This is a genomic window from Aeromicrobium sp. (genome assembly GCF_036676885.1).
GTDB lineage: Bacteria > Actinomycetota > Actinomycetes > Propionibacteriales > Nocardioidaceae > Aeromicrobium.
This window is the reverse complement of record NZ_JAKFCB010000247.1, coordinates 1-12,807: the sequence shown is the minus strand read 5'-3', so window position 1 is coordinate 12,807 and position 12,807 is coordinate 1. Positions and strand designations below refer to the sequence as shown.

Annotated in this window: 12 protein-coding genes; 8 read left to right on the top strand and 4 right to left on the bottom strand. The window is 71.2% G+C overall.

Features of this window, described 5'->3' with window-relative positions; translation table 11 throughout:
• Position 1: 1 nt before the first annotated feature.
• Together V6M46_RS11070 and V6M46_RS11065 are read left to right on the top strand one after the other, a co-directional pair.
• Positions 2–145 (top strand): pseudouridine-5'-phosphate glycosidase, encoded by a 144-nt coding sequence (locus V6M46_RS11070; protein ID WP_332664849.1) that lies wholly within the window; start codon positions 2–4, stop codon positions 143–145.
• A gap of 10 nt (positions 146–155) precedes the next feature.
• Entirely contained in the window at positions 156–980 is an 825-nt protein-coding gene (locus V6M46_RS11065) for a carbohydrate kinase family protein (RefSeq protein ID WP_332664846.1), read from the top strand.
• Here the strand turns inward: V6M46_RS11065 and V6M46_RS11060 are convergent.
• Positions 977–1,879: a carbohydrate kinase family protein gene (locus V6M46_RS11060; RefSeq protein WP_332664844.1), complete on the bottom strand. Its 903-nt coding sequence runs from the start codon at positions 1,877–1,879 to the stop codon at positions 977–979. The genes V6M46_RS11065 and V6M46_RS11060 overlap by 4 nt on opposite strands.
• Positions 1,876–3,093, bottom strand: a complete 1,218-nt coding sequence (locus tag V6M46_RS11055) for an AGE family epimerase/isomerase (RefSeq protein ID WP_332664842.1) — start codon at positions 3,091–3,093, stop codon at positions 1,876–1,878. Before V6M46_RS11055 ends, V6M46_RS11060 begins: the two co-directional genes overlap by 4 nt.
• A 140-nt stretch (positions 3,094–3,233) precedes the next feature.
• On the opposite strand from V6M46_RS11055, the gene V6M46_RS11050 reads away from it, so the two are divergent.
• Together V6M46_RS11050 and V6M46_RS11045 are read left to right on the top strand one after the other, a co-directional pair.
• Positions 3,234–4,166 carry an ABC transporter ATP-binding protein gene (locus V6M46_RS11050; protein ID WP_332664839.1) on the top strand — a complete coding sequence of 311 codons (933 nt, stop codon included), beginning with the start codon at positions 3,234–3,236 and terminating at the stop codon, positions 4,164–4,166.
• Positions 4,163–4,972 carry an ABC transporter permease gene (locus V6M46_RS11045; protein ID WP_332664836.1) on the top strand — a complete coding sequence of 270 codons (810 nt, stop codon included), beginning with the start codon at positions 4,163–4,165 and terminating at the stop codon, positions 4,970–4,972. Before V6M46_RS11050 ends, V6M46_RS11045 begins: the two co-directional genes overlap by 4 nt.
• Positions 4,973–5,037: 65 nt before the next feature.
• Here the strand turns inward: V6M46_RS11045 and V6M46_RS11040 are convergent, their stop codons facing one another.
• Together V6M46_RS11040 and V6M46_RS11035 are read right to left on the bottom strand one after the other, a co-directional pair.
• Complete coding sequence (locus V6M46_RS11040; protein WP_332664834.1) at positions 5,038–6,846, bottom strand: CocE/NonD family hydrolase; 1,809 nt, start codon at positions 6,844–6,846, stop codon at positions 5,038–5,040.
• Positions 6,847–6,901: 55 nt separating this feature from the next.
• Complete coding sequence (locus V6M46_RS11035; RefSeq protein WP_332664833.1) at positions 6,902–7,645, bottom strand: IclR family transcriptional regulator; 744 nt, start codon at positions 7,643–7,645, stop codon at positions 6,902–6,904.
• A 79-nt stretch (positions 7,646–7,724) separates the two neighbouring features.
• Between V6M46_RS11035 and hutH the strand changes: the two genes are divergently transcribed.
• From hutH to V6M46_RS11015, 4 genes are all read left to right on the top strand, one after another.
• Positions 7,725–9,269 carry a histidine ammonia-lyase gene (gene hutH, locus V6M46_RS11030; protein ID WP_332664831.1) on the top strand — a complete coding sequence of 515 codons (1,545 nt, stop codon included), beginning with the start codon at positions 7,725–7,727 and terminating at the stop codon, positions 9,267–9,269.
• Entirely contained in the window at positions 9,266–10,930 is a 1,665-nt protein-coding gene (hutU, locus tag V6M46_RS11025; protein WP_332664829.1) for a urocanate hydratase, read from the top strand. The genes hutH and hutU overlap by 4 nt, the downstream gene beginning before the upstream one ends.
• Before the next feature lie 93 nt (positions 10,931–11,023).
• Complete coding sequence (locus tag V6M46_RS11020; RefSeq protein WP_442880500.1) at positions 11,024–12,193, top strand: allantoate amidohydrolase; 1,170 nt, start codon at positions 11,024–11,026, stop codon at positions 12,191–12,193.
• Positions 12,190–12,807, top strand: a 618-nt coding sequence (locus V6M46_RS11015) for an amidohydrolase family protein (protein WP_332664823.1), incomplete at its 3' end; no start/stop codon positions are given. The genes V6M46_RS11020 and V6M46_RS11015, both read left to right, overlap by 4 nt.

The following is a 12,807-nucleotide window of genomic DNA, read 5'->3' as shown; positions in this document are numbered from 1 at the left end:
CCTGTCCGGCAAGGAGGTCACGCCGTTCCTCCTGCAGACGATCGTCGACCTGACCGGCGGGGAGAGCCTGGCCGTCAACCTCAAGATCGCCGAGAACAACATCCGGGTCGCCGGCGAGATCGCCCGGTCCTGGGCGTCCCGATGAGGTCGGCACAGTGATCCTCGTCGTCGGTGATGTCGTCGACGACATCGGCGTACGCCCGCTCGGCACGGTCAACCCCGCGAGCGACACCGTCTCGGAGATCCGGATGACTGCGGGCGGCTCGGCGGCCAACGTCGCGGCCTGGCTCGGGCACCTCGGTGCGGACGTACGCTTCGTCGGCCGCTGCGGTGCCGATGGCGTCGATCGGCACACCGCGGCCCTCGAGGCGTACGGCGTGGACGCGCGCATCAGCGGCGACCCCGACCTGCCGACCGCGACGATCGTGCTGACCCTCGACGCCGATGCCGACCGGACGATGTACGTCGACCGCGCTGCGAACACGACGCTGACGGTCGCCGACGTGCCCGCTGAGGTGTGGGACGGCGTGACCTGGCTGCACCTCACCGGCTACTCGTTCTTCGACGACGGCGTTCGCCCGGTGGCGCAAGCCCTCGTCACCGAGGCGAAGCGCCGGGACATCGGGGTCAGCATCGACCCCAGCTCGCTCGGCTTCCTCGAGGCGGCCGGCCGCGACACCGTCCTGGGCTGGCTCGCCGACGCCGACCTGGTGTTCCCGAACGAGGACGAGCAGGACTTCCTCGCCCTTGACGGTGATCAGGTCGTGCTGAAGCGCGGCGCCGCCGGAGCGACGTTCCGAGGACACGAGGTGGCGGCACTGCCGACCGACGTCGTCGACACCACGGGTGCCGGTGATGCGTTCTGCGCCGGATTCCTCGCCGACTGGACGGCGAACCGGGATCCCGGCGCCGCTCTGCTCAGCGGTGCACGGGCCGCAGCCTCGTGTGTGGCCGTCCGAGGCGCGCGCCCGATCGCCTAGATCTCGTCGGTCGTCGGCAGCTCGGCGGTCCGGGGCGGGTTCGCTCCGGGACGGGCGCAGGTGATCGCCGCGGCCCCCACGGCGTACGCGCCGAGGTCGGAGAGCTCCGTGATGTCGAGCTCGCCGGCGGCGGGCCACGAGTAGGCCGCGCACCACGACAGCACCGCGGCCATGAACGAGTCGCCCGCGCCGATCGTGTCGACCACCGTGATCGCGGGCGCCGCGATCCGCGCGACGAGCTGGGCGTTGGCGATGACCGCGCCGTCGCCGCCGAGCGTGATCGCCACGAGCGCGCCGTCGGCGGCGAGCTTCTGGGCCAGCGCGCCGGGCTCCTCTCCGGGGAAGAGCACGGCGGCGTCCTCGTCGCTCATCTTGATGATGCTCGCGTGCGGGGCGATCGCCTCGAACGTACGCCGCCACACCGCGTGGTCGGGCTCGACCGTGAGGCGGATGTTGGGATCGAACGACACCGGTACGCCGAGGGCGTCGGCCATCACCACGAGGTCCGCCACGAGGGCGGCGCCCGGCGCGAGGGACGTGCCGAGCGATCCGACGTGCACGACCTCGAACTCGCCGGGGTCGGGCAACGCCGCGGGAGCCCAGGTCAGGTCGAACTCGTACGTCGCGCTGCCGTCGTCCGCGAGCGTCGCCCGGGCGCTGGACGTACGTTCGGGAGTGGGGTCGAGGGCGTCGAGGACGACGTCGGACTCGTGCAGGCGGGCGCGGAGCAGGTCGCCGTAGGAGTCGTCGGCGAGCTGGGCGGCGAGCCGGGTCGGCACGTCGAGGCGGGCCAGGCCGACGGCGACGTTGAACGGCGATCCGCCGGCGTGAGGCTCCGGCTCGGCGCCGGGCCGCTGCACGACGTCGACGAGCGCCTCGCCGACGATCAGCGCGGTCATGCGTGGACGCCGAGCGTCAGGGCCGCCGACGGTGCGAGCGGCAGATCAGGAAGGGTCAGTGCGTTGAACGCGTGATAGGCGTCGGGCTTGCCCCGCCACGTGCGGGTGGTCAGGTGCATCGCGGGGGAGAGCTCGTGGTGCCAGGCGCCGGTCTCGTGGTCGATGTAGTGCTCGTCGATCTCGGACCACCACCGCTCGGCGAGGCCCGCGTAGCTGCGGTCACCCGTCCAGGTGTGCAGAGCCTCCGCGGCGAGGACGGCCTCGGCGATGACCCAGTGGAACCTCTCGCCGACGAGCGTCTCGCCGTGCCAGTTGGTCGTGTAGGGCAGCCCCGGCCGCCCGTCGCTGACCGTGTCGTCGACCGCCTGCGCGAACAGCGCCAAGGCCGCCTCGTTGATCCAGGGACGCGGCGACCCGAGGCTTGCGGCGAGCTGGACCAGGAGGCGCGCCCACTCGAACGCGTGCCCGGGGGTGGCGCCGAACGGGCGGAACGGGTCGGCGGGCTGGTCCTCGTTGTAGGTCGGGACAGGCGTCCAGTCGTGGTCGTAGTGCTCGGGGACCCGCCACTCGTGGGCGCGGGCGTGGATGCCGATGATGCGCTCGCAGATCGACAGGGCCCGGCGACGCCAGACGTCGTCGCCCGTGACATCGGCGGCGAAGAGATAGGCCTCGACCGAGTGCATGTTGCTGTTGGCGCCGCGATAGCCGTCGACGTGCGACCAGTCCTCGCTGAGCTGCTCGACGCAGCGTCCGTCGTCGGGGTCCCAGAACCTCTGGCCATGGACGCGCGCCGCCTCGGCCAGCAGGTCATCGGCTCCGTCGACACCGGCCGCCTTGGCGCTCGACGCCGCGAGCAGCACGAACGCGTGGCCGTAGCAACCCTTCGTACGGTCCGGGACGTCCCCGTCGAACTCGACCCGGTCGTACCAGCCGCCGTAGACGTCGTCGTGGAACTCCGTGGCCAGCGCCCGTACGCCGTGGAACGCCATCCGCAGCGCGTCCTCCTCGCCGGCCAGGTGCGCCAGCGAGAAGACGTACGTCATGCGGGCGTTGATCCAGAGCTCGAGGACCCTGTCGCGATCCGGTCTGCCGGTGTCGTCGATCCAGTAGAACCCGCCCTCCTGGCGCCACGACTGCCGCGCAAACGTGAGCAGCCTGCTGCGTGCGTCATGTCGCCATGCGGCGCTTCCCGGCTCGCCATCGCTCGGACTCATGGGCCCAACCTATCCATGTTCAGGGTGGGGTCAGGGGTTGCCGGGGGTGGTCCCCTGATGTGGCGAGGGGCTCGCCGCCAGCAGGCTGAATCCATGACATCGACACGCACTGCTACGGCACGCACCGGGCGGCGATCCGCATGATCCGCGCCCAGGGACTCACCAAGACATTTGGCGACAAGGTCGCCGTCAATGGCATCGACTTCACGGTCGAGCCCGGCCGCGTCACTGGCTTCCTCGGCCCCAACGGCGCCGGCAAGTCCACGACCATGCGCATGATCCTCGGCCTCGACGCGCCGACCAAGGGCACGGTGTCCGTCAACGGTCACCGGTACGCCTCGTCGCCCGCGCCGCTCCGCGAGATCGGCGCCCTGCTCGAGGCGCATGCGATCCACCCGGGTCGTTCGGCCCGCGACCACCTCCGCTGGATGGCGGCGAGCAACGGCATCCCGACGACGCGCGTCGGCGAGGTGCTGGACCAGGTCGGACTCGACACCGTGGCCGGGCAGCGCGCCGGCCGGTTCTCGCTCGGCATGGGCCAGCGCCTCGGCATCGCCGCCGCACTGATCGGCGACCCCCCGGTCGTCGTGCTCGACGAGCCGGTCAACGGCCTCGACCCGGAGGGCATCCGCTGGGTGCGTTCGCTCGCCCGCCAGCTCGCCGACGAAGGACGTACGGTCTTCATCTCCAGCCACCTGATGTCGGAGATGGCGCTCATGGCGGACCACCTCATCGTGATCGGCCGCGGCACGATCCTGGCGGACTGCTCGATGCAGCAGTTCATGGTCGATCACGCGGCGTCGTACGTACGCGTCAAGGCTCCGCAGTCCACGGATGTCGAGGCTCTCCTCGTCGGCCGTGGCCTGGAGGTCACCCGCACGGGCGACGAGCTGCGCGTGCAGGGGCTCGATGCCCCCGCGGTCGGCGAGCTGATCGGCAGCCATGGTCTGCTCCTGCACGAGCTGACCCTGGTGCGCTCCTCGCTCGAGGACGCGTTCATGACCCTGACGGCCGACAGCGTGGAGTATCACGCCAAGGCCGCCGACGAGATCAAGGCAGGTGGCAGGTCATGACTTCCCAGACTCTCGAGCAGTCCCTGCCGCGGCTGGCACCGCGCGGTGGATTCGCGAACGTACTTCGGTCGGAGTGGGTCAAGCTCTGGTCCATCCGGTCGACCTGGTGGACCTTGATCGCCCTCGTGGTCCTCGGCGCCGGGCTCACGACCCTGATGTGCTGGGGCAACGCCGACTGGCTCGCCAGCGACGATGCCGACGAGTCCCCGGGTTCGTTCATCACCTGGGGCATGATGATCGCCCAGGTGTGCGCCGTGATCATCGGCGTCCTGACGGTGACGTCGGAGTATGGCACCGGCATGATCCGCACGACGCTTGCCGCGACCCCAGCGCGCGGTCGCGTGCTGGCCGCCAAGGCTGTCGTCGTGATGGGCGTGATGTTCGTGACGGGCACCCTGACCGCACTGCTGGGGTACCTCGGCGGCAACTACTTCCTCGACCGCGAGGGCATCGGCATGGCGCTCGAGGGTGACGTGGCTCGCGCGATGTACGGCAGCGGCCTCTTCATGGCCGGGCTCGCGCTGTTCTCCCTGGCGATCGGCTTCATCGTCCGGCACACGGCGGCGGCGATCTCGATCGTCCTCGGCCTCGTGTTCGTCGTCGGCAACATGGTCCTGCTGATTCCCGGCGAGCTCGGTGACTTCATCACCAAGGTCATGCCCGGCAACGCCGGTGGCGAGATCGCGACGCCGGTCTCGTTCAACCCGGACCTGATGGGGCCGTGGCCCGGCTTCGGACTGTTCGCCCTCGAGACAGCGGCGCTGGTCGCCATCGCCTGGTACCTGCTCCGCAAGCGGGACGCCTGAGCCCCACCCGCTCCTTGAGCCTGTCGAAAGGACGTCCTTTCGACAGGCTCAAGGACCTTGACGGGCTACTTGACGACCGGGAGGGTCAACGCCTGGGCGGTGGTGCCGGTCGTGATGCTGACGGTGTTGGCCGTCAGGCCGCCGCGATAGTTGGTCGACCCGCCGGCGACCATGAGGCGCAGCTGGTGGCCCGTTGCGAATCGGTGGGCGATCGCCGGCAGCGTCACGGTGAACGGCTTGTTGACGTCCGGCACGCGTACCGGCGCGATCAGGTTGTGGATCAGTGTCGCCTTGCCGGCCGGGTCGACGTCGAGCACCTTGACGAACACCACGAGCTGCCCGGTCGAGCCGAGCGCCTGCGTCAGGGCCGCGGTCGGTGAGCTGAGCTGGAGGCGCAGGCTCGGCGAGCCGACCACGTCGACGTTCTTGGTGAGGGCCGCGGTCGTCCACGACGCCGTCGTGCCGGGCAGGTCGGCCTCGGGCAGCGGGAGTGAGCTGCCGACGACGTCGAGCGGGTCGGTCGACGTCGGGATGCCTGCGATCGGGGTGACGAAGCTCTGCGTGCCGGCCTTGACCGCCGTGGGATCCGCCGTGAGGTCGGACCCCGACAGGTAGTACTTCGTCGCCGTGCCGACCGGATAGGCCGAGGCGGATCCGTAGGCGGGGGTGGCGATGCCGGAGTAGGGCACCCAGTCGCGGAAGTACGCGAACTCCGGACCGGTGCCGACCGACGAGCCCTTGAGGTAGTGGTCGAGCCAGTCCGACACCCGGCGTGTGACGTGCTCGGTGCCGGGGTTGGGTGAGCCGAAGCTGAGCTCGCCGGGTGCGTTGGGCCCGGAGTGGCCGCCGCTGAACCAGATCATCTTGGTCGGCGTGCCCTGGTCCTGCAGGGCGCGGTAGTTGGCGATGCCCTCGTTGAGGTTGAACAGCGTGTCGTTCTCGCCCTGGATGACGAGCGTGGGGATCGTGACCTTCGAGACGTAGCTGCTGACCGAGGCGTGCCGGAGCGACGCCGTGGTGGACGCGTCGACGGTGCCGGTCGCGGCCGCGGTGACGAGGGCGGGGCAGACGAAGGACGCGAAGTTGGGGCAGCCGATCAGCCGTGCGGGATCGGCGGGGGCGTTGGTCACGCCGTCGGCGATGCCCTTGCCCGAGAAGCCGAGCGCCCAGACCAGCTTGGCCGCACCGGGCGTCGAGGTCTGGACACCGGTCGTCTGCGAGGTGTTGTTGGGCGCCAACGAGTACGACAGGTCGCTCCAGGTGATGATCGGGACGATCGTGTCGACGCGCTTGTCGACCGCTGCGGCGGCGAACTGCACCTGACCGCCGTACGAACCGCCGACCATGCCGACCCGAGGATCGTTGGCGACGGCTTTGCCGGCGTGGTCCTTGGTGTCGCGCTGCACGACGTCGAGGGTCGGCGCGGGAGTCGTGTGGGCGGCGTCGGTGAACGCGATGCCGCTCTTGCCGCCGAGGTAGCTCACGAGCTGGCTCGCGGCCTTGCCGTCCCAGTCGGGGTCGTCGAGCGTGATCTTGCAGCCCGAGCCGCCGAAGCCGAGGCCCGAATAGCTCAACACGGCATAGCCGCGGGACGCGAACTCCTGGCCGATGCCGGCCTGGTCGGCCTTGGACCCGCCGAAGCCGTTCGTCGTGAGGATCGCGGGGACGCGGTTCGTCGGTGTCGCGGTCGACGGCGTGTAGAGGTCGCCGACGATGTCGCAGACCTCCGACCCCGTCGGGCCGATCGCGACCTTGAAGTGCAGGGGCGTGACCGTCACGGTCACGGCGGCCTGCGCGCCGGTCGGTGCCGCGACGAGCGGGGCAGCGGCCAGCGTTGCCGCCGCGAGGGCGAGGAGGGGACGGCTCGGGCGCATGGGACTCCTAGATTTCTTACCGGTGAGTAACCCAACGAGCCAGATGTGGCTGGGGTCACGTACGCCGGAGCCGGCGGGCGATCTCCGCGGCTGTCGTACGTACGTCGCCCACGAGCTCGCCGACCGGCTCGCGGCTCTCCCAGGTCACCGCGACCGACGCGTGGATCGTGCCCGCCTCGATGGGCGCGGCGATCGAGGCGAAGCCCTCGGTCACCTCGCCGTCCTCGGTCGCATACCCCCGCTGACGCGTCGTGGCGAGCAGCCGGCGCAGCTCGGTCGGCGACCGCGGCCCCGCGCCGGTCCGGGACGTGAAGGCCTCCTTGCCCGGGTAGAGCGCGGTGACCTGCGCAGCCGGGAGCGAGGCGAGGATCGCGCGACCCGACGCGGTCAGGTGGGCCGGCAGGCGTACGCCGACATCCGTGACGAGCGGCGGCCGGCCCGGCGCCCGCTCCTCGATGACGTAGAGGACGTCAGCTCCGTGCAGCACGACGAGGTGCGCCGACTGGCCGACGCGATCGACCAGGCGGGCGAGCGGCACCCGGGCGAGCCGGGCGAGCGGCTCCTGCCGGGCGAAGCCGTGGCCGACCTCCCAGGCCGCGATGCCGATGCCCCACGTGCGGTCCTCGGGGTAGTGGACGACGAAGTCCTCGTCGGCCATCGCGCTGAGCAGGTGGTAGGCCGAGGAGCGCGGCAGCCCGAGTGCCCCGGCGATGTGGGTGGCCGAGACGGGCACCGGCTGCCCCGACAGGAAGCGGAGCACGCGCAGGGCGGCGGTGGCAGCAGGAACGGGTCGGGCCATGGGACCAGTGTCTCGTATGCGAGACAGGTTCCGTGCCAGCCCGGTAGCGCGGCGAGCCTCTGGGGCGTGCAATGGAGACATGGCACAAGTGACTGTGGGAGTGGGCGCGATCGCGCCGGAGGACGTCGTGCGCGTCGCACGCGAAGGTGCCACCGTCGAGCTGAGTCCCGAGGCCCGGGACGCGATCAAGCGGGCCCGCGCCTACGTCGACGACCTCGCCGCGTCCGACGTCCCGGTCTACGGCATCTCGACCGGCTTCGGCGCGCTGGCGACCCGGCACATCGAGCCCAGCCTGCGTGCCCAGCTGCAGAAGAGCCTGATCCGGTCGCACGCCGCCGGCGCGGGTCCGCGGGTCGAGGACGAGGTCGTCCGCGCGCTGATGCTGCTGCGCCTGTCGACCCTCGCGAGCGGGCACACCGGCGTACGCCTGGAGACCGCCGAGGCGTATGCGTCGATGCTCAACGCGGGGCTGACGCCGGTCGTGCGGGAGTACGGCAGCCTCGGCTGCTCCGGCGACCTGGCGCCCTTGGCGCACTGCGCGCTCGCGGTGATGGGTGAGGGCGAGGTCGACGACCACGGTGTCGTACGCCCTGCGGCCGAGGCGCTCGCTTCGCACGGGCTCGAGCCGGTCGAGCTCGCCGAGAAGGAGGGCCTCGCGCTGATCAACGGCACCGACGGGATGCTCGGCATGCTGGTGCTGGCGCTGCACGACCTGCGTCGCCTGCTGGACACCGCAGACCTCGCCGCCGCGATGAGCATCGAAGGCCTGATGGCGACCGACCGGGTGCTCGCTGCCGACCTGCAGGCGCTGCGCCCGCACCCCGGCCAGGCCGCCTCGGCGGCGCACATGGCGGCGCTGCTCGCCGGGTCGCTGATCGTCGCGAGCCACCGGCACGGCGACGGCCGGGTGCAGGACGCGTACTCGCTGCGGTGTGCGCCACAGGTGCACGGGGCCGCGCGGGACACCCTCGAGCACGCTGCCACCGTCGCCGGTCGTGAGCTCGCCTCGGCGATCGACAATCCCTCGGTGCTCGACGACGGGCGCATCGAGTCGCACGGCAACTTCCACGGAGCGCCGCTGGCGTACGTCCTGGACTTCCTCGCGATCCCGGTCGCCGATGTCGCGAGCATGAGCGAGCGACGTACGGACCGGTTCCTCGACGCGGCGCGGAGCCAGGGGTTGCCGCCGTTCCTCGCGGACGATCCCGGTGTCGACTCCGGGCACATGATCGCGCAGTACACGCAGGCGGCGATGGTGTCCGAGCTCAAGCGGCTCGCCGCGCCGGCCAGCGTCGACTCGATCCCGTCGAGCGCGATGCAGGAGGACCACGTCTCGATGGGCTGGTCCTCAGCGCGCAAGCTGCGTACGTCGGTCGACCTGCTGACCCGCGTGCTGGCGATCGAGATCCTCACCGCTGCTCGCGGCATCGACCTGCGAGCGCCGCTCGAGCCGTCGGCCGCGACGGCTGCCGCGATCGCCGTCCTGCGTACGCGGGTCGCCGGCCCCGGCCCCGACCGCCACCTCTCACCCGACCTCGAGGCCGCCACGGAGCTCGTCCGCGACGGCTCGCTGCTGGAGGCCGCCCATGCGGTCCTTGAGCCTGTCGAAAGGACACACTCATGACCCGACCCACCGTCCGCGCTGCACACGGCTCGACCCTGACCGCGAAGTCATGGCAGACCGAGGCGCCGATGCGCATGCTGATGAACAACCTCGACCCCGAAGTTGCCGAGCGCCCCGAGGATCTCGTCGTCTACGGCGGCACCGGCCGGGCGGCGCGGAGCTGGGAGGCGTACGACGCGATCATCCGCACGCTCGAGACGCTCGAGGACGACGAGACGCTGCTGGTGCAGTCCGGCAAGCCGGTCGGCGTCTTCCGCACGCACGAGTGGGCGCCGCGCGTGCTGATCGCCAACTCCAACCTGGTCGGCGACTGGGCGACGTGGCCGGAGTTCCGCAAGCTCGAGGCCGAGGGCCTGACGATGTACGGCCAGATGACCGCGGGGTCCTGGATCTACATCGGGACCCAGGGCATCCTCCAGGGGACGTACGAGACGTTCGGTGCGGTCGCGCGCAAGAGGTTCGGCGGCACGCTCGCCGGCACGCTGACCCTGACCGGAGGCTGTGGCGGCATGGGCGGCGCGCAACCGCTGGCGGTCACGATGAACGAGGGCGCGGTGCTCGTCGTCGACGTCGACGAGACGCGGCTCGAGCGGCGGGTCAAGCACGGCTACCTCGACGAGTACTGGACGGACCTCGACGAGGCGGTCGACCGCGCGGTCGCTGCCAAGAACGAGGGCCGGCCGCTGTCGGTCGGCATCGTCGGCAACGCCGCCACGGTGTTCACCGAGCTGCTCGAGCGCGGGACGCCGATCGACATCGTCACCGACCAGACCAGCGCGCATGACCCGCTGAGCTACCTGCCCGAGGGCATCTCGGTGGCGGAGTGGCACGCCGAGGCCGAGCGCGACCCCGCCGGGTTCACCGAGAAGTCGCGGGCGTCGATGGCCAAGCACGTACGCGCGATGGTCGGCTTCCAGGACGCCGGCGCCGAGGTCTTCGACTACGGCAACTCGATCCGGGAGGAGGCCCGGCTCGGTGGTTTCGAGCGCGCCTTCGAGTTCCCCGGGTTCGTCCCGGCGTACATCCGGCCGCTGTTCTGCGAGGGCAAGGGCCCGTTCCGTTGGGCCGCGTTGTCCGGCGACCCGGCCGACATCGCCGCGACCGACCGGGCGATCCTCGAGCTGTTCCCCGAGGACGAGCACCTGGCCCGCTGGATCACCAAGGCGCAGGAGAAGGTGCACTTCGAGGGCCTGCCGGCTCGCATCTGCTGGCTCGGCTACCAGGAGCGGCACCTCGCGGGGCTGCGGTTCAACGAGATGGTCGCCTCCGGCGAGCTGAGCGCCCCCGTCGTGATCGGTCGCGACCACCTCGACTCCGGGTCCGTCGCCTCGCCCTACCGCGAGACCGAGTCGATGGCCGACGGCTCCGACGCGATCGCGGACTGGCCGCTGCTCAACGCGCTGCTCAACACCGCGTCGGGCGCCACCTGGGTGTCGATCCACCACGGCGGTGGCGTCGGCATCGGCCGCTCGATCCACGCCGGGCAGGTCATCGTCGCGGACGGCACGGAGCTCGCCGCGCAGAAGATCGAGCGTGTGCTGGTCAACGATCCGGGTACGGGAGTCATGAGGCACGTCGACGCCGGCTACGACCGCGCCGCCGAGGTCGCAAAGGAACGAGGCCTACGAGTCCCGATGCTGGAGGGGAAGAACGGTGGTTGAGGAGCGAGGAACGAGCGTCTCGAAACCACGGATGCTGGTTTCGAGGCTTCGGCCGCGGGCGGCCTCCGCACCTCAACCGGCGATTGGTCGATGATGCTCGAAGCGATTGCTGAGATCGGGCGGGATCCGCGCACGGGCGGCTACCGGCGCTTCGCCTGGAGCGATGCCGACATGGCGCTGCGGGAGTGGTTCGCCGGCGAGGCTGCCGAGCGCGGCATGGAGCTCGACGAGGACGGCAACGGCAACCAGTTCGCCTGGTGGGGCACCGGCGACGACGCACTGCTGATCGGCTCGCACCTCGACTCGGTGCCCGACGGTGGCGCGTACGACGGACCGCTCGGCGTCGTCTCGTCGTTCGCCGCGGTCGACGAGCTTCGCGCCCAGGGCCACACGCCGAAGCGGCCGATCGTCGTGGGCAACTTCGCCGACGAGGAGGGCGCACGCTTCGGCATCGCCTGCGCCGGGTCGCAGCTCGTCACCGGTGCGTTGTCCGCCGACAAGGCGCTGAGCCTCAAGGACCGCGACGGGCAGACGCTCGCGGAGGTCATGACGGCCCGCGGCCGCGACCCACGCGCTGTCGGGCGTACGGACCTGCTCGACAGCATCGGCACGTTCGTCGAGCTGCACGTCGAGCAGGGCCGGTCGTTGATCCACTCCGACGCCGCAGTCGGTGTCGCGACGGCGATCTGGCCGCACGGCCGCTGGCGACTCGACTTCTGCGGCGAGGCCAACCACGCCGGAGCGACGCTGATGGAGGACCGCCACGACCCCATGCAGGCGTATGCCGCGACGGTCATCGCGGCCCGCCGCCTTGCCACCGACGCCGGTGCGCGCGCGACGTTCGGGCGGCTCGAGGTCGAGCCCGGCGGCACCAACGCGATCCCGTCGCGCGTACGCGCGTGGCTCGATGCCCGGGCCGCCGACGAGGGCCAGCTCGACAAGCTCGTCGACGCCCTCATGCACCAGGCCCGCTCCGCGGCGGATCCGGACGGCACCACAGTCGGCCTGACCACGGAGTCGGTCAGCCCGGCCGTGGAGTTCGACGTGCCGCTGCGTGACCGCCTGGCGAGCCTGCTCGACGCGCCGGTGCTACCGACCGGTGCCGGCCACGACGCCGGCGTGCTCAGCCCGCACGTGCCGACGGCGATGCTGTTCGTGCGCAACCCGACGGGAGTCTCGCACTCGCCGGCGGAGTTCGCCGAGGACGCGGACTGCCAGGCCGGCGTCGAAGCGTTGACCACCGTGGTGCGAGCCCTTTCGTGACGAACGTCCCGGCATTCGCCAACTGCCACAGCCATGTCTTCCACCGTGCGCTGCGTGGCCGCATCACGGGTGCGGACTCGTTCTGGACCTGGCGTGACCAGATGTACGCCCTGGCGGGGGTCCTGGATCCCGACCTGCTGTTCGACCTGGCCCGGGCTACGTACGCCGAGATGCACCTCGCGGGCATCCGCAGCGTCGGTGAGTTCCACTACCTGCACCATCGCCCCGACGGACGGCCGTACGACGATCCCAACGCGATGGGCGAGGCGCTGATCGCCGCCGCCCGCGAGGCCGGTGTGCGCATCGCGCTGCTCGACACGTGCTATCTCGCGGCCGGGTTCGACCCTTCGACAAGCTCAGGGAGCAAGGAGGTCGAGGGCGTGCAGGTCCGGTTCAGCGACGGCGATGCCGAGACGTGGGCGGCGCGCGTTGAGCAGCTCGTGCAGAAGCATGCCGGCGAGAACGACGTCGTGATCGGCGCCGCGATCCACTCCGTACGCGCCGTGCCCCGCGACCAGCTCGCCACCGTCGCTGCCGCGTTGCCGGACGCGCCGTTGCACGTGCACGTGTCGGAGCAGCCGGCCGAGAACGAGGAATGCCTGGCCGCGACGGGC

What these genes read in the sequence shown, in the direction of transcription:
- hutH (WP_332664831.1), top strand. Translation starts at nt 7,725, where the DNA reads ATGGCACAAGTGACTGTGGGAGTGGGCGCGATCGCGCCGGAGGACGTC.
- V6M46_RS11050 (WP_332664839.1), top strand. Translation starts at nt 3,234, where the DNA reads ATGATCCGCGCCCAGGGACTCACCAAGACATTTGGCGACAAGGTCGCC.
- V6M46_RS11040 (WP_332664834.1), bottom strand. Translation starts at nt 6,846, where the DNA reads ATGCGCCCGAGCCGTCCCCTCCTCGCCCTCGCGGCGGCAACGCTGGCC.
- V6M46_RS11045 (WP_332664836.1), top strand. Translation starts at nt 4,163, where the DNA reads ATGACTTCCCAGACTCTCGAGCAGTCCCTGCCGCGGCTGGCACCGCGC.
- V6M46_RS11035 (WP_332664833.1), bottom strand. Translation starts at nt 7,645, where the DNA reads ATGGCCCGACCCGTTCCTGCTGCCACCGCCGCCCTGCGCGTGCTCCGC.
- V6M46_RS11055 (WP_332664842.1), bottom strand. Translation starts at nt 3,093, where the DNA reads ATGAGTCCGAGCGATGGCGAGCCGGGAAGCGCCGCATGGCGACATGAC.
- hutU (WP_332664829.1), top strand. Translation starts at nt 9,266, where the DNA reads ATGACCCGACCCACCGTCCGCGCTGCACACGGCTCGACCCTGACCGCG.
- V6M46_RS11020 (WP_442880500.1), top strand. Translation starts at nt 11,024, where the DNA reads ATGCTCGAAGCGATTGCTGAGATCGGGCGGGATCCGCGCACGGGCGGC.
- V6M46_RS11060 (WP_332664844.1), bottom strand. Translation starts at nt 1,879, where the DNA reads ATGACCGCGCTGATCGTCGGCGAGGCGCTCGTCGACGTCGTGCAGCGG.